At 42.7% G+C, this 24220-nt stretch carries 9 protein-coding genes; 6 read left to right on the top strand and 3 right to left on the bottom strand.

The window, feature by feature from the left end; genetic code table 11:
• Positions 1–144 precede the first annotated feature (144 nt).
• The gene (locus HMPREF9706_RS01560; protein ID WP_006907596.1) at positions 145–9279 is read left to right on the top strand and encodes a Cna B-type domain-containing protein; all 9135 of its coding nucleotides are present in this window, start codon (positions 145–147) and stop codon (positions 9277–9279) included.
• A gap of 701 nt (positions 9280–9980) precedes the next feature.
• Here the strand turns inward: HMPREF9706_RS01560 and HMPREF9706_RS01555 are convergent.
• Both HMPREF9706_RS01555 and HMPREF9706_RS01550 read right to left on the bottom strand, forming a co-directional pair.
• On the bottom strand, positions 9981–11351 hold the full coding sequence (locus HMPREF9706_RS01555) for a putative glycoside hydrolase (protein WP_006907595.1): 1371 nt from the start codon (positions 11349–11351) through the stop codon (positions 9981–9983).
• Between the two features lie 12 nt (positions 11352–11363).
• On the bottom strand, positions 11364–12002 hold the full coding sequence (locus HMPREF9706_RS01550; RefSeq protein ID WP_006907594.1) for a YkyA family protein: 639 nt from the start codon (positions 12000–12002) through the stop codon (positions 11364–11366).
• Positions 12003–12039: 37 nt separating this feature from the next.
• On the opposite strand from HMPREF9706_RS01550, the gene lspA reads away from it, so the two are divergent.
• Genes lspA through HMPREF9706_RS01535 form a run of 3 tightly spaced genes read left to right on the top strand, consistent with a single transcriptional unit; the run spans position 12040 to position 14271 of the window.
• The gene (lspA, locus tag HMPREF9706_RS01545; protein ID WP_331270724.1) at positions 12040–12591 is read left to right on the top strand and encodes a signal peptidase II; all 552 of its coding nucleotides are present in this window, start codon (positions 12040–12042) and stop codon (positions 12589–12591) included.
• Entirely contained in the window at positions 12588–13553 is a 966-nt protein-coding gene (locus HMPREF9706_RS01540) for an RluA family pseudouridine synthase (RefSeq protein ID WP_006907592.1), read from the top strand. The genes lspA and HMPREF9706_RS01540 overlap by 4 nt, the downstream gene beginning before the upstream one ends.
• A complete protein-coding gene (locus tag HMPREF9706_RS01535; RefSeq protein WP_006907591.1) occupies positions 13546–14271 on the top strand; it encodes a DUF2786 domain-containing protein in 726 nt (241 codons plus the stop codon). Before HMPREF9706_RS01540 ends, HMPREF9706_RS01535 begins: the two co-directional genes overlap by 8 nt.
• Before the next feature lie 63 nt (positions 14272–14334).
• On the opposite strand, the gene nth is transcribed toward HMPREF9706_RS01535, so the two are convergent.
• Positions 14335–14967, bottom strand: a complete 633-nt coding sequence (gene nth / locus HMPREF9706_RS01530) for an endonuclease III (protein ID WP_006907590.1) — start codon at positions 14965–14967, stop codon at positions 14335–14337.
• Between the two features lie 211 nt (positions 14968–15178).
• Here nth and HMPREF9706_RS09325 point away from each other — a divergent pair, with 211 nt between their 5' ends.
• Together HMPREF9706_RS09325 and HMPREF9706_RS01520 are read left to right on the top strand one after the other, a co-directional pair.
• Positions 15179–20548, top strand: a complete 5370-nt coding sequence (locus HMPREF9706_RS09325) for a S8 family serine peptidase (protein WP_006907589.1) — start codon at positions 15179–15181, stop codon at positions 20546–20548.
• Between the two features lie 186 nt (positions 20549–20734).
• Complete coding sequence (locus tag HMPREF9706_RS01520; RefSeq protein WP_006907588.1) at positions 20735–24184, top strand: pyruvate carboxylase; 3450 nt, start codon at positions 20735–20737, stop codon at positions 24182–24184.
• Positions 24185–24220: the final 36 nt, after the last annotated feature.

Below are 24220 nucleotides of genomic sequence, written 5' to 3'. Positions count from 1 at the left end.
GCTTTTATTATTGACATTTTAATGAGAAAGAGCTTCTTTTTATACAATATAAATAGTATAATGTAGTCGTAATCAATTCGAATTGTCGAAAGGTTACTTGTTCGAAGAGGATATATTGGATCCCAAGAAAGGTGGTGATTGATAATGAAATTTAATATATTTAAGAACAAAATCAAGATTGCTGTAACAACAGTTGCTTTATTTTCAAGTGTGACGTTATCAACCATTCAGGCACAGGAGACTCAGCCTGATTCGAATGAGGTACATCCTCCAACGAGTCAAGTGAGCTCGATTGAGCCCAAAGTTAATGAGGCGCCTCCCACAGCTCCGGCAGATCTGAATCAGCCAGCAGCTATAGAGGAAGAGCCTAACACGACTGTGACTCCACAGCCGTCATCGTCAGACGCTAACTCTTCGAAGGAAAGTACTTCCTCGACGGAAGAATTGCTTACAAGCGAGTCGTCATCAGAAACCGATCCGGCTAACCAAGAGGACACTCGCAATCTTCCGCAAGCCATGCCTGCTAGTTCGAGCGATGTCGAGCTTAGTGAAGAATCAGAGGCTGATCCAACAGAAACTGATCTAAAGGACAGTGACCAGGAAACCCCTGAACCCAATCAGGAGCCAGTTGATGCCATTGTTCCAACAGGTCCAAGCAAGGAAGAAGCACAAAACATCTTGAATCGCTATAAGGCAGCAGATCCTTCAGGAATGTCCAAAGAAGAGCAACATTACTTGAAGCAAGCTATAAATGATGTAGACCGGCTCTTAAAGCAAGCTGAACCTAGCGAACCGCTTCAAAAAGAACGTTATCTCAAGGATCTTCAAGAAGCCTTAAATCGACTGCAATCCTTCCAAGTCACACCAGCGACTGAAGAAGGCAAGCCATCAACCTTAGTGGCACCTAAGAAGGAAGAATTGCTTAAGCACTTGAATGCCATTAAGGACCCCGCTAAATTAGCCCGTCTATCGGCGGATAAGGTTCAAGAAGCCAACCAGTTGATCTTAAAGGCTCAAGCCTTAGCAGATCAAAAGCAGCCTAACCAGGTAGCCTTGCATCAAATGATTGAGCAATTAAAAGCCTTTGAAGCTCACATTCCACGGGCGATGACTCATAAGGAACGCAATGAATTAGTCCCTGAACTGACTCAAACGGATAACCTCTTGCGTGAAAAAATCAAGGCCAGTGCGCCAGAAGATCAAAAAGCGACTTATAATCAGTTAGCCAATGAGCTTCAAGCTAAATTAGCAGCTGCCAAGTCCTTGAATAATCTTTATGGTCAAGCACCAACCAATGAAGCGGTAGATGCTGCGATTGCTGATTTGAAAGCGGCTCAAAAAGCTTTTCAAGAATTTTTGAAGGCAAACCCAATGAGCATCGAATCCGATTATACGGGGGGCGCTAGTGACCAAGAATTCAATACTTATCACAATAACCAAGGAATGCCTCAAGCTAAATTGGATAAAGATCAATACACGGTGACCAATAATGCGCCGATTGATCTAACCCTACAATTGGTATCCAATAAAGCAACGGGGCCTGTGGCTTTAGTAGTTGAGTTAATGAAGGGGGATTCAAACAGTCCGCTTACTTTTTCAGGAATTGATCTGCCAGGATTTAGCAATCATAAGATTGTATCCAGCGATCGTTCTGGCTCTAAAGTGACACTCTATTATGATGATGTGGCCAGTCGTTTCTCAACGACGCGACTCGTTTTTAATTTATTAAATGGTGAATTCCATGATAAGGCCAAATTAAAGATGTCGCTTTATCAGACTAAAGTGGATGAAGAGGGCAGGAGAATACTTCAAGGCGATCCGCTCGCTTCAAAAGAATTAAACTTCCTAATCACTAAGTCCGGTTATGAGGATACTGCCCATGTGGGACCTGGAGCGGACTTTGGTAAGCCGGGTTCTGGCAATTATTCCAACCCCTATGATCCAGATGCCGATTCTTATGGTCAAAAGGAAAAGAATGTTGAAAATCCTTTAGATGCTGGGCATGTAGACCAAGATGGCAAGGTCATTGATGATAAGCATACCAAGACCTTGGATTTCTTACATCAATTGGTGAAGGATGGTAAGTTCATTGATCCTAATCTCTTAGTAGCTGGGGGAGCCGATCCGATGGCACTTAATCGTGTTCGTGTCGAAGTTACTATTCCAGAATCTGATGGGGTTAAGGCTCAACATATCTTGAACAAGGAAGGGATTAACTTCTGCGAAAAAGATGGTAAGTTGATTCTTGAATTAGAAGCTAAAACCCTTGCTGGTAAGTCGATCTATAAATCAGGCGGAAAACTCTATGTTGATGGGCAAGCCATCGGAACCGTCGATACGATTACCGACGTGCTCTTCACGGATAAACAAGGACAACTTGTCTATTTGGATAAAGAGGGTAAGCGTCACTACGTTGTTAAAACTGAAGGCAATGTCTTGATGAAGGCAGATGGAAGTAAGAGTGCTTACCAATTCCAAGATAACCGCTTATTAAAAGATGGCAAGCTAGTTGCTCAGCTAGTTGGGGATTATCTTGTATCCTTGGGTGAAAAGCCTGAAGATCCTGTTCAATACTATGTGATCGAGAATGGGGAACTTAAGGCAGTTAATTCGGACCAAAAGATTCGCTATCAATGGATAGATGATCAGTTAGTCTCTTATGAGAAATCCTACAAGCCTTTGGATGACAACATGTATGTCCGGACGAAGGAGGATGGCAGTAAGGAATTGCTGGGTAATACCCAAGTTCTGGAGGGCCAATATCTCTACCAAGGAGACCGTTTCTACGGCAAGCTGCTTCCACAAGGAGATTATGTCGTGGATAAGGATGGTCATGTCTTAGCGAATGCGACTTGGCAAACTCGAGCAGTCTTTGATGTGACGGGTAAATACCTAGGACAAGCTAGTGATAATGGCGATGGGACTTATTCCTATCAAGGCGTGACTTTCTCTAATATCGGCAGTAAAGATCAACCTGTCTGGGCAGCTAGTAAACCAGGTCAAAAGGTGGCTTGGCGTTTTGCCCTTAGTGCCGGAATTGACCAAGATGGTTACGCAATTGACCAAGCTCAATTAAAGCAAACGACCGCTGACGGTTCAAACATTGTCGTGGTTGATAAGCTGAATCGGGTCTTAAGAAGTTTTACGTTGGCTAAAAAGAATGGTACTTATATTCTGACTGAAATTACCGAGGATAAACCACGGCAAATTCAAGTGGCGGACAATCTACCGGATACGATTCAAGTGGGTGAGGGTCAAATCTATGTCGGACCAGGCAATCAAATACTGGATCCTAAGAAGATTACTGAAAATGCCATTAAGGATTATCTGGTGGATGAAGCAGGTAATCTAATTGCTAAATCGGGATTAAACTTGACGAAGTTGGCTAACCGATTCTATACAGGTTTGGTTAAGCATTTTACTTTGTCTAAGTCTTCAGGATCATTCTATGAAGTCAAGGATCAAGACGGTAAGTCTACTTGGAATCCGCTTCCTGATGGTGTTCAACAACTAGCTGGCCTACCTGAACAATGGGTTAAGACGGATGATGGTAAGGTTTATATTTACCGCGATGGTAAGGTCTACGACCAAGCAGGAACCCTGATTCATAGTTCATCGACTATCAAGGCGATCGTGCAGAAACTCTGTGATGGTAGCGAAAAAATTGTTCAAGGTGATTCTATTTTTGATATTATCAATAGAACGATCTTGAAATTTAAATTCCCAGGTTTTAAAACGGGGGATCAAGTTCACCACGTCTACCAAACACACTGGAAAGCTAGTTACTATGATCCGATCGAAAAGATCAACAAGAGCATTTTTAAGGATGGACAGTTTAACACCTTCCATACCTTCCGTTTAAGAGCAGCAGTGGTTCCAAATGAATTCAGTAAGATTCCACCTGTTGAATTGAGTAATCCATCTAAGCAAATGGACTTCGAGTTGTTTAACTTGATTTATCGTAGATTAGGCGACCGTCAACGGTCTAACTTCTTGTTACAATACTTAACACAAGAAGCCCTGAAGACGGCTAGCCCTGAAGAAGCTAAGTCACTTAAGGCTAACTTTAAGGCTCTAACCGGTTATGAGCTTGGCAGCAAGGTGTTAACTACGGTTGAAGAAAATAAAGCTCGTGAATTGATGGATAAGTATCAAAAATTAACGGGTAAAGCGCTCAGCTTAAATGAAAAGGGTGACTTGGATCTTAAGCGTGAATTAGAGTGGATCTTGAATTACAACAATCAAAATACCCAATTCACCTATCCAGACCAATATGAGTCGCAATTAATCTTCCACGAGTCGAACCTGGATAACCGACTAACTTACAATAAGTTAATCTTCAAAGCGCCTGAAGCTGACTTGAAAGACTGGGAATTAGCAGCCTTAAAAGCAGGCCGTAAATTCGAAGTTGATCAAAGTCTCTTCGGTATTGATCAAGTTGAACGTTTGATGCTTGGGGTGAATCCTTATATCAAACGGTCGGACTTTATCATGATGGAAGCGATCGTGGATATCATGAATGAGTACAACAAGGTCAAAGCGGGTGGCGTATCCAACTGGTTATCCATTGATAAGCAAACGGGTCGCGTGATGATTGATTTGTTTGCTAAGTTCTATGATAAACAGGGTCGATCACCAATGATTGATCAATTCAATCGTGAACTTGACCAATTGAGAAAAATTTTTGATCCTTCCAATACGCAAACTTCCGATATGGCAGCGATTGAAAAGGCCTTAGCTGAAGCTAATCTTGCCAGCGCTCCGAAAGGTTCATTCTGCTTGCATGATATTGTGATGGAATTAACTAAACGATTACCAAAAGAAAATCAAGCTGAAGCCGTCCAAAAATTAAAAGCAGATATGACAGCTTATCTTAACTCGATTAAGTTAGCCAGTGATACCAAGACACCTTACAATGCCTTGAATTCGGTCTTCAATGCCTTCCAAATCGTCTTTAAAAAGGGTGTAGGCGTTCCGGCTGGTCAAAACCGTAAAGTCCTAGTGACAACGGTGATCAAGCCGAAAGTCGATATTCCTTATACGGATGAGTATGGTCAAATGTTGACCAATAAAGACCTCTTAAAATCTCAAATCTTACGTGGTCTCTACCAGAAGGGTAAAGAAAAGGATGGGGTCTTTGATAAGGACAAACTTAATCAAGCAGGCCTATCAGAAATTACTGCAGATAAGTATGATGACTTGAAAGACGCTGAATTACGTGTCTTATTTGACTATCTTGCAAGGAATCTAGATAGCAATAAGGTTAAAGAGCTCGTTCAAAAGGATACTGAAAATAAATCTGCCTTTGATTATATTGCCAAGCTTGGTTCTGATTTGGCAGCAGAAGATCTCTTTGAGGCCAATGGTAAGATAATGGCTGATTCGAAGGGGAACTTGATCAACCCTAACTATGTCTGGAACGAAAAAGCAAAATCCTATGTTAATATTAAAAACTTCCTAGGTGACCAATCTGAACGTTCTAAAGAAAGAATCAAACTGATTGTCTACTATCTACATAAAGATGGCTACAATCGTCCATTCTTTGCTAACTCTGGTGCGGAATATGTGCTAGGCCAAGACGAGGAAATCAACCCTTGGAAACCGGGCTATTCTTGGAAGAATAAGTATTGTGGTATTGGCTGGGGACACTGTGTCACCGAGACTGGCGAAGAGCCAGGTCAAGAAGGCCAACCTTTTGAAAAAGAACGCAATAAGTTTTCTAAGAAAGGCTCTCAGGTAACAATTACCTATACACCGGAATCAGAAACTAGCGAAAATAACAACAAGATTCTGAAGAAGACCCAGACTAAAGGCTTATTAAAAGCCGGTGACTCGGTCGACTTTGAGATAGGGATTGGACTGGACATGCTAGACCGTAAGACCAGAGAAGAAAATGGTAAGATTGAAAACCTTGATAAGGACTGGCAATTGGATGAAGCTGATCGCAAACGTTATGGGGCAAATGGCAAAGGCTATTATGTCTTGAAAGATGGTTACATTTTTGATGTCTTGCCGAAAGACTTGGCCTTTGATAAAGATTCTAAAGTCAAGGTACTCACTCAGTGGCAACACTTGAAGCATTATGATTCTATTACAAAGACTTATGATAATGCCAATGCGACGATGACTGAGGAACAAATGAGAGCCTTTGAAAAAGGAATTCAAACTCATTATGTAACGAGTCTGAAAACGTACTATGAGTCCTTGCCATTAGACAGTCCTTTACGTCGATTAATGGAAAAGGCAGGTATTCATAACTTAGACCAGCACGGTATTGTGGTTCAATTACCTGAATTTGAAGTGCCAAACTTCAATGGTAAGGGAGCAGACCTCTTCAAAGTGCTAGTAAATGGGTTGAAGGTCAAAGAAACGACTTGGGGTCAAAAGGATAATACCGGTCATTTCACGTCGACGCCATGGGCAGGCGGTTCGACCTCTCACTTTAATGTGGGTGAGGGCAAGACCCAAGCCAATAAGTATATTCGTTGGTATGTACCAGATAATTATGATAAGAAGTATGGTTATGATGGCAGTGCCAGTGAATGGTACCGAGGAACGGCTCAATTGAACTTTGGTCAACGTTACGATTATCGTCTCGAATATACCTACCAAGCTTTGGATACCGGTAAGTTCGGGGTTGGTACACAAATGCGTGACCTAGAAATCACCGACTTGTTACCACAAAAAGATAACAAGAATGGGGTTATGCCTTATCTAGTCGGCCCTGTTCAGATTGAACAATCTGCGGGTGCTCAATTTGAGATTTGGTATAAGGTCGGTGACGATTGGACGACTTCTCCTTCCGACTATCGTCAAGTCTCAGGCGTTCGAATCAAGCAAGTTTATGGTATGGGTGGTATTAATGTAGGCGATTCTGTTCGCTTCATTCTGCCAATGCGCGTACCGAGCTTGACCTTGAGAGTCGACGACAAGGGTAAACCAGTCTTTGATGAAGCAGGTAAGCCGATTTACGACGGATTTGACCGCTTAGACTTCGATCGACTCTTTGCGAAGAATACTTATGAGACCAATGATGGTACTAAATCGAATGAAGTCACCTTCGAATTAGATAAGAAGACCTTCATGCATTTCTATAAGATCTGGCAAAAAGAAAATCGTAAAGAAGACGGTAGTTTTGAAGTTGAAAACTTAGCTAATCATTCTCATGGAAGTATTCAAATCGACATCCATCAAACGACGCAAGATCAACTTGATCGCAAAGTAGATCCAACCGTCAAGAAAAATTACACTCATGCCTATTTGAATGACAAGAACAAATGGAATGGTGTAGTTACAGACCTTCCAACCGAATACAAGGCTTGGAAGATTGTGACTAAGGAAGATGGAAGCCAAGAACGTAGCTTGGTTAAATCTCTAATCTATACTTATCAGGTAGAAGAAAAGTTGAATAATCTTGATGGTTATGCTCAATCTGAAAAGATCGAGGTTGGTGATGTAAAAAATGAAGAGGCTGTTGTTGGTAAAGGTTATCTGATTCGCAATATCTTGAATCAGATCACCGTTGAAGCTCACAAGAAGTGGGTTAATGGTAAGGCTGTTCGTCCTGGAGAATTGGAATTACGATTGTTGCAGGATGGTAAAGTCTACCAAGGTGGTTCTCGACGTCAAAACCTTTCTCAAAATACGGATGAGTATCACTATACTTGGTCCAATTTACCGGTTTATCAGGTCGATGAGAATGGTATTGTCAAACGGGATGAGCAAGGTAACTTTATCCGTCACAACTATACTGTCGTAGAGATTAATGCGGACGGTACAGAGATAACAAAGTCGATCTACAAGAATGGCGATCATTCCTTTATCTTGGAAATGACAGGGAATATGTACAATGGCTTTAAGTTAACCAACACCTACGAATCGCCTGAGATTGATATTAAAGCCAAGAAGACTTGGGTGGGTGGTCAACAAGTCCGTCCGAAAGTCTACTTCAAGCTCTTCCGTAAGCTAGGGAAAAATGGTCAAGCTGAGTCTGTTGGTGACTTGAAGCAAGTGGCAACGACCGATCAAGCGTCGGTGACTTGGACTCAACTTGCTAAAACCAATGACCAAGGTCAAGACTATATCTACTTCGTCAAAGAAGTCGACAAATCAGGTAATCCATTGACTTTACCAAACTTCACGAAAGAAGAAAAAGGCTTGGAAGTCATTAATACTTACGTTCCAGATACCATTGATATTACAGCGACTAAGCGTTGGTTCAATGGGAAGAAGCTTCGCCAAGAAGTCTACTTCAAACTCTTCCGTAAGGTAGGGGAAAATGGCCAAGCTGAGTCTGTTGGTGAAATCTTGGAGGTTGGAACGGATGATGAAGTTCAAGTCAAATGGACCGGTTTAGATAAGACGAATAACGAAGGACAGGATTATACTTACTTCGTGAAAGAAGTCGACAAATCAGGAAATCCATTGATTTTACCAAACTTCAAGAAAGAAGAAAAAGGCTTGGAAGTCATTAATACTTACGTTCCAAATACCATTGATATTACAGCGACTAAGCGTTGGGTCAATGGGAAAAAGCTTCGCCAAGAAGTCTACTTCAAGCTCTTCCGTAAGGTAGGGGAAAATGGTCAAGCTGAGTCTGTTGGTGACTTGAAGCAAGTGGCAACAACCGATCAAGCGTCGGTGACTTGGAATCAACTTGCTAAAACCAATGACCAAGGTCAAGACTATATCTACTTCGTCAAAGAAGTCGATCATCAAGGTAATGAATTGACTTTGGAACACTTCGATAAGTTGGAAGATGGATTAACGGTTACCAATACATTCGTAATTCCTAAGACCCAGATTGAAGTGACCAAGCAATGGAAGGGTGGTCCAAGTGATCATCCAACTATCACGATTCACTTGTTACAAGATGGTAAGATAATAAATTCGATTCAATTATCAAATGGTAATGTGCATTATCAATGGCTCGATCTTCCAGCAACCGATGAAGATGGCAATCGCTATACTTATACGGTCGAGGAAGATGAGGTCCAAGGATATAAGAAGGAAATTAGTGGAGATCAAACGAATGGCTTCACGATTACTAATGAATACATTCCAAATATTCCACCAGAAGAACCTCCTCATACCCCTGAAATTCCAGAAGTTCCTGAAAAACCAGAAGAACCTGAAAAACCAGAAGAGCCGAAGGAAAGAAAGCGGGTACCACAATTACCTCAAACAGGTGAAAACAATCTCACTGGAATTCTATTATTAGCAGTCCTATGTCTAGTCATTGGAGGAGCAATCCTCATCTACAAAGGTCGCCGCAAATAAGTTGAATTCTCTTGAAAAGCCGGCTGTCTTAGGACAGTCGGTTTTTTAGTTTGCTTTTGGAGAATGGTCTTTGCGTGCGAATTTTGATAGACAAGTTCATTGAAAGTTAATTGCCGTTTTTATTTTATAACAATCCGTTCGGTCCTTCTATTTGACGGATCTTTCATTGGATCCCCATAATATTGGGGCTTTCTTAAGAAAAAGATGCAAATCCCCAATTATCTGGTGAAAACCCCAATTCTTTGAACAGCAATTCGATAATGAGAATGATAATGAGAATGAAGATGATAATGAGAATAAGAATGATAATGAAAATAATAATGTAAATGTGAATGATTATGAATGAATGATGTCCGGGTCCGTACTCCTTGATTCCTGCTGATTATTGATTTTAGATATTAGCCGTTTGCCTCTTGGTACTTTCAATCAATCATAGGTGAAAAGGATCGCTTATTGGTCCTATTTGAGTTGAAACAGCTTATATTGGCTTAATTATCGCTTTAGAGGGGTGTTGGTTCGTTTTGGATAGAAAGATCCTTATTAGTTCTTAATTGGCTTCATATGGATTATTAACGGCGAATAGAGAGTCTTTATTTTTGGACTAGATAATCGGCATTCTTTGTTAGGAAATTTAAAAAAATAAAATCCTGATTCATTGAACGTGCATTCAATGGATCAGGATTTTTAAAATGATGGCTCGTCTAGTAGTAATAATCATTGCCAGAAGATTCAGGGGCGTAATCGACACCTTGCGTATAGATGCCATTAGCATTCCAAAGGAGAAATTCGTGGACCCCATTTTCCTCCAGGGCGACGATCTGTTGTTGAACTTGGGTCGGTCCATATTCTTGGAAGGTACCAGCTGGCATGCCATAAGAAGTAAAGTCTTGTAACCAAGGTCTGGTGACAACAGGATTGGACACGGTATCGAGCAATAATTTCTCGGAATAGATATATTGGTTAACCAGATTATAGGGTTCTAAGTCTGGATAGGCAATTCCGAAGAAACCGGGACCCCAGTGAGATGGGTAGATCATGGAGGAGATCACATCGACGCGCTCAGCCATGTCTTTGAAGTCTTGTCCGATCCCGCGAACATCGGCGCTATTTTGAGCGATGGCGGTGTAACCGAAGACGTCGGCTGAGATATCAGCACCGTATGGAGCTAACTGGTCTTTGGCATATTCCAGGTAGCCATTGATGGCGTAGACACGTTCTTGACCGAATTTGTCGGGGTCATCGGTGACATAGGCCGCAAAATCTCCCAAGTCATAGGTCAATTGACTGGCAAACGTCTCAAAACCTTCAGGGAAGCGGACATAGTCAAATTGAACTTCCTTGAATCCTAGCTTGGCCGCTTCGATGGCAACTTGGACATTATAGTCCCAAACATCCTTCAAGAAAGGATTGATAAATTGGGATCCATTGCCATCTTGCCAGATCTCTCCGGTTTGGCTGTCTTTAAAGGAGAAGTCGGGCTTGTCGTCAGATAAGCGATTGTCCTTAAAGGTAACGATCCGGGCAATTGGATAGATTTGATGTTTTTCTAATTCTTTGAGAATTTGCTTGTAGTCAACATTGCCCGTGACATGTTTTTGGATGAGTTCATTTTTGGTATCGACGTCACTAAGAATATTGCCGTAGTCATCTTTAAAGTCGATAACGACAGCATTGAGAGCGGTTTGGTCGATATAGTCGATGAGTTGTTTGAATTGTTCAGGGTCGCCAAAGACGCTTTGAGGCAGGTAGATTCCCTTGACTCCTTCCTTGGGGTAGGGAATTTGGATGCCGGAATCATAGAAGAGGGAAGAAGGGAGTTCTTCTGGAGCCGTTAGGATCGGCTTATTATAGGGTTTTAATCCCTCGTATTGATTGGCTTTACCTTGGTTGAGCTTATTATTAAAGGCGACGACTTCATCATTGGAGTAGGTCGGCTTTAATTCTGGCATGGAATAATCTTTTGCTTGAGTAGCTTGGTCCTTATTATTGAAGGATTGACAGGCTACCAGACCTAAGCAAGCGATTAAGAGCAGCATTTTTTTGAGTGAGTTGCTTTGACGCTTAATAGACATTTCATCCCTCCTTTAGGATTTTTCAGTGAGGTTGACCAGGTAGACCTTGAGGTTCACTAAGAGGGAATTCAAGGGATCGAAGTTGGCGATCACCCGGTCGAGATTCATATTATTCTCTGTATAGAGTTGGTTGATATTATTGAAGACCTTGAAGAAGGACTCATGATTGGTTTTGGTGTTGGCTAAGGCCTTAAAGGTTGCGGTTTCTTGTTTGAGATTCGTCTGGTATTGTGCGACATAGGTGTCCAGATCTTGATTAAGTTGTTTCACATATTCAATCAGTTTTTGGACTTGTTCCTTGGGAAGCTGTTCCTTATCAGGCAGGCTGTTCAATTCTTCGACCATCTCTTGGAGGGTGGTTTGGCTTTTTGCGATTTCATCGATCAGAGCTTGGCGCTTGCTGATGTTCTCGGCCAGTGGAGTATCACTGCTTAAAAAGGCACTGAGGTCCTCGCTTTGCTTGAGGGTGGCTTCAAAGTTCGCCTGTAAATCAAATTCTCGGTTTTGGACTTCAGAGATCTTACCAATAATATTGGTGACATGATCTTGGATTAATCCGATGGCTCGATTAGCACGCTGAATCGAACGACCACAGCCGCTTACTAAGAACAAGATTGAGATGAGGATGAGCACTAATTTTGTTTTTTTCATCGTTAACTCCTTATCTAAATGGACTGCAATGTCTTAATTGCTATTCCACTTCGGATTGGTTTATAATAAAGAGTATTATAAACAGGGCTATTATAACAAACTAAGCAGCAAGTCGACAAGTGGGGGGCTTTGTATGGGGATTTTGATCATTTTGGGAGTCTTGATCTTAGATCAAGCAGTGAAATTTTATATTCAAACAAACTTCGCCTTACATGAAGCTAGGCCTGCTATTAGGGGCTTGTTCCAATGGTTCTATCTGCATAACGACGGGGCAGGCTGGGGGCATTTTGCGAATCAGCGTTTTTTCTTGATTACGATCTCCACGCTTGCGGCGGCCTATTTGTTTTATTTATGGCGATATGAGGCCCAAGATTCGCGGGTAGCCAAGCTGACTTACAGTTTGCTTCTAGGGGGGACCTTGGGGAATCTGCTAGACCGAATTCGTTTAGGGTATGTCGTGGATATGATTGACTTGACCTTTATGGATTTTCCAGTCTTTAATGTGGCGGATATGGCCTTGACCGTGGGAGGCTTTCTGCTCATTGTGCTATTAATAACCGATTCTCGAAAGAAAGGAGGGGCTGAATGATTACGGATCAAACAATTCAATTGAATCAGCAAGTTAACCATCAAGGACGTTTAGATAAGGTGTTGGCAGGGTTACTTCCAGGAGTCAGTCGAACGCAAGTGAAGGACTTGATTCAAGCCGGTAAGGTTCAAGTAAATGGAGAAGTTCAAAAGGCCAAATTCCAATTGCAAGGGGATGAGTGTTTAAGCATTCAAAGTCCCGATCAAGAGACGGTTGAAGACATAGCTGTTCTAGCTGAGGATCTTCCATTGGATATTGTCTATGAAGACGACTGCCTCTTAGTGATTAATAAGCCTGCTGGAATGGTGGTTCACCCCTCGAAAGGCCATCCCAGAGGAACCTTGGTCAATGGACTTCTTTATTATCTGAATGGTCAGTTGGCTCAAGGATCCGCTGCTTATCGACCAGGCATTGTTCATCGAATTGATAAGGATACCTCTGGGCTCTTGGTGGTTGCTAAGACTGACCAGGCGCATCAAGCTCTAAGTCAACAGCTAGGGGATCATAGTCTAGCTCGGACTTATTTGGCGGTGGTTCATGGACAGGTTAAGGAGTCCGAAGGAGAGATTCACTTGCCCCTTAAGCGTGACCCCAAGAACCGACTACGATGGCATGTTGATGCTCAAGGTAAGGAAGCCTGGACGGACTTTCGCGTATTGGCGGTGGGAGAATATTATTCTTTACTCAGCTTAAAACTACATACGGGGCGGACCCATCAGATTCGGGTTCACCTGGAAGCCATTGGTCATCCGATTATCGGGGATCCTGTATACCGCCGTGGATTAGAAGGACAAAAAGGCCCTTATGTTCATTGGACGGATGGTCAGTACTTGCATGCTTATCAACTTCGCTTTCGTCATCCGGTTAGTCAGGAATGGATGACCTTTACTTGTCCGATTCCCGCAAGGATGCAAGCGATGATTGACTCCTTACCAATAAAAAGGGGTGATCTCTATGTCTAAGACCCCTGAAAAAATCCTTGAAAAGATTCGTCATCTCTTATCCCTAGCCGAAGATGGGAAGAATGATGAAGAGAGTCAGACGGCCTTATTGATGGCACAAAAGCTGATGGTTAAGTATAAAATCTCGCAAGATCAGGTTTCTAAGGAACATCCTGAAGAGATTCAACTCAAGTCGCTATCGGTCTATAAGCGCCTTTATTGGTGGGAGAAGACGCTGGCTGGAATTATTGCGGATAATTTCCGTTGCATGCTCTATGTGCAAAGCAACAAGCTCCCTCATCAATCTTCGATTCAGCGTAAGATTGTCTTCATGGGCTATCCAGAAGATATTGAGCTAGCCTATGAGATTTATCATCTAGCGGCGGAAGCGATGCGCTATTATGCCAAGATATACCTGACGGATCCTAAGCGCCAACAAGAAAATATTCCAGAAAAAGACCGACGCAAGGCCTATTATCTGGGCTTCTTGGATGGTCTAGCGGAAAAATTCAAACAGCAACAAGCCGATCTGCAAGCAGAAAATGAACGCTATGCCTTAGTGATCCAGACACCTCAAGCGGTCAAAGAAAAGTTTAATCGTGAGGTCAAAGGCTCCTTGGCCTTTAATCAACCGGTCTATGCGGAGACGAGTCAGTCCTATCGAACAGGCTATCGTCAAGGACGACGGGTTGAACTCAATCAGAATAAAGGACGTTTAGAAGATGGTTCTTCTAAATAAGCAAATCATAAAGGACTCCTTGGTTTACGAGTAATCGACCAAGGAGTCCTTTTTAGTTGTTATTTATCCGATTTCTTCCTGGCAGCAATAGAGCTGAGGATAGTTATGGCATTCTGGATTTCGAGGATGACAGATTTGCCGGCCGAAGAGGATGAGGGATTGATGGGCTTGACGCCAGTCCTTGGGATCTAAGACTTGGCAGACCCGACGTTCAACCTCTCTAACTGTGGCACCTTGATCGACAATCTTATGGTGAAGGCAGATTCGATGAATATGGGTATCAACGGCAAAGGCTGGAATATCAAAACCGACGCTTAAGACGACATTGGTTGTCTTACGACCGACTCCGGCCAGTGCTTCTAAATCCTTGCGACAGTTTGGTACTTGGCCGTGATGGTTATTGACTAATTGTTGGGCGGCTTGGACTAGATACTTCGCTTTATTGCGGTATAAGCCCAGACTCTTGATATAGGTCTCAACTTCGCTGGGGCTGGATTTTGCTAATTCAAACGGCGTGGGATAAGCCTTAAAAAGAGCGGGAGTAACTTTGTTAACTTGAACATCAGTTGTTTGGGCGCTGAGCATGACAGCTAAGAGTAACTGATAGTGATTATCGAAGTTAAGTGCTGGCTTAGCATCGGGGAAGAGGTCCATCATGGCATGTAGGGTCTGGTAGGCACATTCATCAGTGAGCATAATAAGTCCTTTCTATTTTTTGCTTGTTATTAAGGATAGTCTACCATGAATTGAGAGATTAATTAAGGCTTAACATTGTCTTTAATATTTTTAATAAAAATTCTAAATATGGAATTGACAACGCTTTCGATATCGCTTACAATGCTTATATTATCACAGAAAGGAGGATATGGAATTTCTTAGCAAATTTTAATAAAAAGGAGGTATTGAGGTGAAGAAACGTCCTCAAACGATTTCTTGGCTGTTACTATCGTCCATGCTCTTAATGTCCATGGCAACAGGTCGTGTCCAAGCGACGGATTTGCCACAAGCAGATGGCATCGAAGTTAGCCAAGATCTTCCGATCACTTCCCCATTAAATGATCAAGTAGATCTTGATTCTAGCCAAGAAATTCATGAAAAAGATACACCCGCGCCGGCGGTTGCTGAAGGCGATCCAGCAAGCCTGCCTGTGCAATCAGACCTTGAAGCTCAAGCGTCGAATGAAGCTCCCTTACAAGTGGTGGAAGACGCTGTTCAAGCGACCAGCAGTGAGGTCACTGAGACAAGCTTGCCTGAAGAAAAGTCAGTCGCAGGCCAAGCTTCAGAAGAAGCTGCCGAGTCTTCACTAGAAGGCACGGCAAGCGCTGAACAGTCAACGGATGCTCAAACTGAATCGGTTGAGGCAGAGGATCTGGCAGTAATCGTGGAATTAAATAGCGATACAGCCCTAGATCAAGCGGATTATGCCGACAAAGAAGCCTTTAATGCTGCCAGTCAATTAGCTAAAACACGGATTCAAGCACAAATTGAGCTGGTGAAAGGTCTGATGAAAGATCGAGGCTTTGACTTAAAGGTGGATTATGACTATTCAACGGCTTTTGCTGGATTCTCAACGCGGACATCCAAGCAAGCAGTGGATATTCTAAAAACATTGAAAGAGGTCAAGGCAGTTACCGAGCAAGGAGCCATTCAAGCTCCAAAGCAAGGGACACAGATGTTGAATTCATCGGATCAAACCGGATTGGATCAATTATTGCCTCACGGTATTGACTACCAAGGGGAAAATATGGTGGTGTCCGTTATTGATACCGGGGTTGATCCGGACCACAAAGACCTCGTCCTTGAAGATAGCGTCGAAAAACGCTATGACAAGGAGACCATGGAGGCTAAGATTAAAGAATTGAATCTGCCGGGTCAATGGCTATCTAACAAGATTCCTTACGCCTATAACTATGCGGATCGCAATCAAATTGTGAAGGATACCAATGAGCACGGTCTGCATGTGGCAGGGACGATCGGTGCCAATGGTGATTTAGAAAATGGTGGCATCAAGGGAGTTGCACCGCACGTTCAACTCTTGGTGATGAAGGCCTTCTCGAATGACCAATTGACCTCAGTGGTTTATACCGATATTTACCTAAAAGCCATTGATGATTCGATTAAACTAGGCGCCGATGTGATTAATATGTCACTTGGATCCATGGCCGGTTTTTCGACGGATGCCTTGTCGCCTTTGAATCAAATGTTTAAGAAGGCACGAGAGCACGGTATCGTCATTGCGGTTGCGGCAGGGAATGACCACAATAATTCTTGGATAGGCAATAACTATCCTGATTATCCGGAATATAATAACCTAGACAAGAACCCTGACCAAGGTTTAGTCGGTAGTCCGGCCAGTGAAGAGAATTCTTTATCGGTTGCTTCCTTCGAGAATAACAAATTGATGTCGAATTATCTCGATTACAAGGATTCAAACCAACAAGAGAATTTGATGGGGACGAACCCTGCTGAAGAGATCTATCATAATGACTATCACTCAATTGTTCTTAAGGACCTAGGTAAGGAAGAGGAATATGCTGCCGATGAAGATCTAACTGGTAAGTATGTTCTTATTCAACGGGGTCAAAGTTCTTTTGGTGAGAAATACCGGATTGCGATTGAAAAAGGTGCAGCTGGGGTCGTTATCTATGATAATGCGGAAGCAGACTTTGCCATGAATATGATTGGGATTGATGTTCAAGCGGATAAGCCAGTCATGTTCATTCGGATGAAGGATGGCTTGAAGCTAAAAGAGGCCATCTTGAATGGTATGAATCCACAAGTTCGCATTCCTAAAGGACAAACCTCGTTACCTTCTCCTAAAGCCGGTGACTTAAGCGACTTCTCTTCTTGGGGACCAACTGGTAACTTAAGCCTAAAACCAGAGATTGCGGCACCTGGAGGAAACATCTACAGCTTGATGTCTGACAATCGTTATCAAACAATGTCAGGAACCTCCATGGCAACCCCACATATTGCTGGTTTGTCTGCTCTCTTACTGCAACATCTCTATCAAGAAGGAATTCTTAAGCGAGGCGACCAAGGACAGCCCGATCCTCGTGCGGCAGAAATGCTTAAGTTAATCTTAATGAACACCGCTGTTCCTAAAGACAACAAGGCTAAGGCGGATGCTAGTTACTATGGCCCAAGCCAACAAGGAGCGGGAATGGTTAACATCTATAAAGCGATTCTTAACCGTGTTTTGGTGACGGCTCAAAATGATCACGACCAAGTTGCGGATGGTAAGTTAGAAATCGGTCAGGTACAGGATGAATTCCAAGCCAAGTTACAAGTGGAAAACACCGGAAAGATCGATGCTGAATATACGGTGGAATATATTTTACTAGCTAGCCAAGTAGATGGGTCTGGTCGCTACACAGAAACAAACGCCCTAGCACAAAAATCAGCTTTAGGACGTATTTCTGTAGCTGCTGGTCAAAAGTTAGACTTGAACTATACTTTATCTACGTTTGATGTGCCTAATCAACAATTAGTTGAAGGTTACTTCTTCTTCCATTCTGCGAATGAAGCTCTTTATCCGAGTCTTTCCTTGCCATTCTTAGGCTTTAAGGGGGATTGGTCAGCACCTCATTTTGTGGATGAGATTCATGATTTTACTAAGAATCCACGCGAAGAATCGAACTTCAAGCCGATCGACTATCCAAATGGGGGTACTGATAAGACTAGCTTTGTTATTTCGAATCCTAAGGGTGGCTATGATTATTGGAATGCCTTCAAGGTGGACGACAAACGTTATGTTTTCGTTAATACTTGGAAACAAGTTAATAATGGTCCTAATGAAGTCGTGCCAGTAGTTTCCTTCTTACGGAATGCGACCGATGTTCATTACTTGATTAAAGACCAAGAAGGTCGTGTGATTCGTCAATTAATGATTGATAATAAAGTCTGGAAAGCCGGTCGAATCTATCAAAACCAATATGCATTTTTAAGTAAGCTAGATGCTGCTGCATGGGATTTGACCAATATTCTAGGTCAAAAAGTCGCTGAAGGCAGCTATATCTATGAGATTAATGGGGTTATTGATTACCCAGGAGCTAAGCGCCAAGTCTATCAATATGAAATTATTGTCGATAATACGCGGCCTCTTGTAGAAACCCAATTGGACAATGACCAACTTCAAGTCAAGATGACCGATCAAGGTTCAGGCTTAACTGGTGTAGAGATCTATCACCCTGGTAGTGATCAATGGTTCGGTTGGATTCCAATCGATCGTGAACGCAAAGCACGGACGCTTCATGAAGAAGTGACTTATCACTTAGATGAATTGTTAGGCGATCTGTGGGGTGAGTTTGAATTGTTAGTCTATGACAATTCAGGCAATGTGACTTCATTAATGATCAATCGTGGTGAGGATCCAAATCCACCAGCTGACCAAGAAGAAGATCCAGGCCAAGAAGAATCAAATCAACCTCAAGAACCTGGCCAACCAGGCCAAGAAGAAGACAAGGTGGACCGTAATCCAGTTCAATTACCTGGCCAACAAGAAGGTCCTTACACTAATCAAGCAGGTGTGACCACTCAAGAATTGCCAAAAATCAAACTCATTAATCCAAATTATTATTTGGCGAATAATAAGGAATCGGGCTTGATTGAATTCAACGGAGAGTTAATGAACTTCAAGGAAATTCATGATTTACAAGTCAACCTATTAGACGATCAAGGTCGAGTAGTTTTAGCCAATCTTCCTTATGAACTAGTTAAGGTTCATACGCAAAATGCCAGCAAAGACTTGGATAGCACCGTCTTTGAATTTGCCGGTAAGGCCGATCTTCACCAAACCGATAAAGGGGTATCGGGTGTTGTATCTGGCCAATATTGGTTAGATGTAACGGTCTATACTTTATCTGAAAAGGATCACCTCGTGAGTCATAATATTAAACGGCAATTCCGTTTGGATGGTCAACGTCCGATCTTCAAGTCGATTCAACAAGTGGCTTCTGATCGTCCAGGTTATGTGGCCTTCGAGATTGATTACCAAGAGAATATGAACTACTTGGAACTCTGGGCTAATAATCATTTATTAGAACGTTTGGATGCGACATTCTTGACTCTAGAGCCATGGGAATTAAAGGGTAAGAAGATTTATTATATACCAGATCAAGTTATTGGCACTGAATTGAATTTCAAAGCCTATGACGATGCTCAGGGTAATGAAAGCATTCAGACCCTTCTAGTTCAAGATTTACCGCTTAAAGAGGCGGAAGAAGAACCAGAACCTCAACCAGAGGAACCTCAAGTGCCTGGAGAAGAAAGCCCAAGTCCATCTGAAGAAGCTGGTCTACAAGACGCTAAAGCTGCCTTAAAGGCCAAGATTCGTCAAGATTATGACTTAACAGAAGCTCAAATCAAAGAACTGGACCAAGCGATTGAAGCAGCCAAGACTAATGCGGAATTAATCGATGCTCGCATTATCCCAAGAGCTCAAGCTTTTGAAGATAGCCAAGCACAAACACCGGAAGAACCAGAAGTACCTGGAGAAGAAAGCCCAAGTCCATCTGAAGAAGCCGGTCTACAAGACGCTAAAGCTGCCTTAAAGGCCAAGATTCGTCAGGATTATGACTTAACGGAAGCTCAAATCAAAGAATTGGATCAAGCAATTGAAGCAGCTAAGACTAATGCGGAATTAATCGATGCTCACATTATCCCAAGAGCTCAAGCTTTTGAAGATAGCCAAGCACAAACACCGAAAGAACCAGAAGTGCCTGGAGAAGAAGAACCACAACCGGAAGAACCACAAGTACCTGGTGAAGAAAATCCAAGTCCAGCTGAAGAAACAGGAGAAGCCGAAGAGAATCAACCAAGTTGTGAAACTAAGGATGAGGAAGAAGCTGACTTAGATCAAAACCATCAATCCGATCGAGAAGACTCAAGGAAGCCAGCGCTAGATGGCAATAAGAATCAATCGTCAGTCTCTGAAAGTCAAACTAGCCAAACAAGCAAACAAGTCACTCATCCTAGTAAGGCTCAAGCTAGTCTTGTTCCTTTAAAGGCAAATCGGACTTCTTCGAAAAAAGCGACTGGACAAGCTGCTAAAGAAGCCAAAAAAGCTAAAGCAAGTGACGATGTATTTGATCGCTTAGTAGCAGGTTTGCTAAAAGAAGCTCGTCCACAGGAAAAGGACAATCTATTAGCGCTTCTGATAGCACGTCTTTGCCAAGTAGCGGCAAACAAGCCATCAAAAACAGGATACTGGCACTGGTTATGGCAATTGTATTATACTTATAAGCAAATTGAATTGGCTTTACTTGCTTGGATCTAAAGTGAGTTAAGCCATCAAGTACTCGTCGATCGCCTGAGTGCTTGACTCTAAGGATCTTATTCAAATGGGGTGAGTAAGATCGATAAATACTAAGCCTTTTCTCATCTGAGGAAGGGCTTTTTTGGTTTTTCTTTTTTCATAATGGGGTATAATGGATGAAGACGCTACACTCAGAAAGGAGCGCTTATGCAGACCATCAAAAAAGTTTTAATCGCGAATCGGGGCGAGATCGCCATTCGAATTATTCGTGCTTGTAAAGAATTAGATATCAAAACTGTCGCAATCTATTCAACCGCAGATATTGGAACCCTTCACCGGCAAAAGGCGGATGAGTCTTATTTAATTGGTGAGGGAATGGATCCAACCCAGGCCTACTTGGATATCGAGGGCATTATTGCCTTAGCCAAGCAAAAGGGTGTGGACGCCATTCACCCGGGTTATGGTTTTTTAAGTGAGAATCAAACTTTTGCAAGACGCTGTCAAGAAGAGGGAATTATTTTTATTGGTCCTCGGATCGAACACTTACAGATGTTCGGAGATAAGACGTCTGCTCGTCAAACAGCCATGGATGCTGGTATTCCGGTTGTTCCAGGGAGTCAAGGAGAGATTCACTCGGTTGAGGAAGTCTATCAATTCGCCAAGACCTATGGCTACCCAGTGATCCTTAAGGCACTCTCAGGTGGGGGTGGTAAGGGGATGCGCAAGGTGACTAATGACCAGGAAGCGGCTGATGCTTATCAATTAGTCCAATCCGAAGCACTTAAGTCTTTTGGCGATGCCAGACTCTATGTCGAAAAATATATCGAAAACCCTAAGCATATCGAAGTTCAGATCTTAGGAGACCAGGCAGGCAACTTAATCCATCTCTATGAAAGGGATTGTTCGATTCAACGTCGTCACCAAAAGGTGGTGGAGGTCGCCCCTTCCTTCTCCTTATCACCCGGTATTCGGCAAAAACTAACTCAGGCTTCACTCCAATTAATGAAGCATGTTCATTATCTTAATGCAGGAACCTGTGAGTTTTTGGTGGCGGGGGATGATTTTTACTTCATTGAGGTAAACCCTCGAGTACAAGTGGAGCATACGATTACTGAATTAATCACCCATGTTGATATTGTTAAGACACAAATCTTAATTGCTCAAGGGGAAGACTTGCATGGGCCAGTGATCAATATTCCTGATCAAACGGCGATCCCATTGGATGGGTATGCCATTCAATGTCGAATTACGACGGAAGATCCACTCAATCACTTTGCGCCGGATGCTGGCCATATTACGGGTTATCAATCACCGGGGGGCTATGGGGTTCGACTGGATGCAGGGGATGCCTTTACAGGGGCGAACATCTCACCTTATTACGATTCTTTATTGGTCAAAATTTCGACCTATGCACCATCAATTAAAGCTACTGTTGATAAGATGAAGCGTGCTTTGTCTGAACTGCGAGTGCGTGGATTGAAGACGAATATTGGCTTTTTACAAAATATTATGCAGGATGCAGACTTCGTTCAAGGCAATTACGATACCGGCTTTATCGATCATAAACCGAGTCTCTTTGAGATTACGCCTTCAAGAGACCGTGGATCCAAGATCTTGCAATACATTGGGAATGTCTCCATTAATGGATTCCCAGGTATCCAAAAAGAAGACCACAAGCCACATTTTGCCAAGCGGCCTATCTTACGGTCAGCAAATAATTCCGTTAATAAGCATGGCTTTAAACACTTGCTGGACCAACAAGGCCCCAAGGCGGTTATTCAAGCTATTCAGGGACAAGAACGGACGCTATTAACCGATACGACTTTACGGGATGCGCATCAATCTTTGATCTCTACACGCTTACGGACGGTGGATATGATACCAGCGGTTAGCTATATGAATCAGGAATTCCAGGACTATTTCTCCTTCGAAGTCTGGGGGGGTGCTACCTTCGATGTGGCCTATAATTTCCTCAAGGAGAGTCCTTGGGAACGATTAGATGCGATTCGTCAAGCAGCTCCTGACAGTCTCTTGCAGATGCTCTTTAGAGCTTCTAACGCGGTGGGCTATTCCAACTATCCGGATAATGTGATTAAGGCATTCATTCATGAAGCCGCTCAAAGTGGCATTGATGTTTTTCGGATTTTCGACTCTTTAAACTGGGTTGAAAATATGAAACTCTCCATTGAGACTGCCTTACAAACTGATAAGTTGGTTGAAGCTAGCCTGTGTTATACGGGGGATATTCTTAATCCCCAACGGTCGGGCGTCTATGATTTGGCCTATTATGTCAAAATGGCTAAAGAATTAGAGGGGCTAGGCGTACATCTTTTGGCCATTAAAGATATGGCAGGTATCTTAAAGCCAGAAGCAGCCTATCAATTAATCAAGACCCTGAAAGAAGAAGTGGCGCTGCCTATCCATCTGCATAGCCATGATACCTCGGGGAATGCCTTGGCCATGTATTCACGGGCAATTGACGCTGGGGTGGATATTTTAGATGTGGCTAATCAGGCCTTTTCCGGTCTTACCAGCCAGCCTAATGCCAGCTCTTTAGAAATCTTACGACAAGGTCAATCGAACAATATTCAAGCTCATATCAAGGCCAATGAAAAATTAGCAGATTATTGGAAACTAACTCGCCAATATTACCGTGATTTTGAAAGCGAGCTCCAATCTCCTTGGCCCGGTGTCTATGAATACGAGATGCCAGGTGGGCAATATACCAATTTCCAATTTCAGGCGGCTTCTTTAGGTTTAGCTGATCGTTTTGATGAGATTTTGGATAAATATAAATTGGTTAACCAACTATTAGGAGATATTACCAAGGTGACCCCTTCCTCCAAGGTTGTCGGAGACCTGGCCCTCTTTATGGTTCAAAATGACCTTGATGAAAGGAGTCTCTACGAACGGGGAGCAGAACTTGATTTTCCAGATTCAGTGGTTTCCTTTATGAAAGGGGAGATTGGGCAACCACCTAAGGGCATGAATAAGCAGCTTCAGGCCTTGGTCTTAAAGGGAGAAGCCTCCTATGAGGACCGACCTGGCAATCATTTGGCTCCTTATGATTTTGATAAGGCCAGAGAAGAATTAGCGCTGATGACCAATCAGGCGATTACAGATCGTTTGGTCTTGTCCTATGCGCTGTATCCTAAGGTTGTCAAAGCTTTTCTAGAGTTTGTGGATGCTCATGACTTGATCTGGCGTTTAGACACGCCAACTTTCTTCCATGGAATGGACATCAATGAATCGATTCTTTATGAATTGGAAGAGGGTAAGATCATCTTGATTGAACTGGTCAATATTGGTCCGACTAAAGCGAATGGCTTTAAGACGGTTCACTTTGAAATTAATGGCTTAAACTATCGCAGTGAAGTGTTGGACCGGTCCTTTAAAGGGAAAGTCACAGTCAATCCTAAAGCTGACAAATCAAATCCAAATCAGATTGCTGCTTCGATGCCGGGCACGATTACCAAGGTCTTAGTCCATGCCGGCGAATCTGTTAAACAAAACCAAACGCTTGTAATCAGTGAAGCAATGAAAATGGAGAATGCCATTAAGGCTCCCCGTGACGGTAAGGTAAAGACCCTTCGTATCGAAGAAGGCGCTCAAGTTTCGGCGGGCGATTTACTGTTAGAGCTTGATCCAATTAATTAGTCAATCAGTTAAAAATACATGAATGAAAGAGGAATA

This window comes from Facklamia hominis CCUG 36813, assembly GCF_000301035.1.
Classification (GTDB): domain Bacteria; phylum Bacillota; class Bacilli; order Lactobacillales; family Aerococcaceae; genus Facklamia; species Facklamia hominis.
Note: the sequence above shows the minus strand (reverse complement) of the source record. Positions and strands in the feature narration are given on the sequence as shown.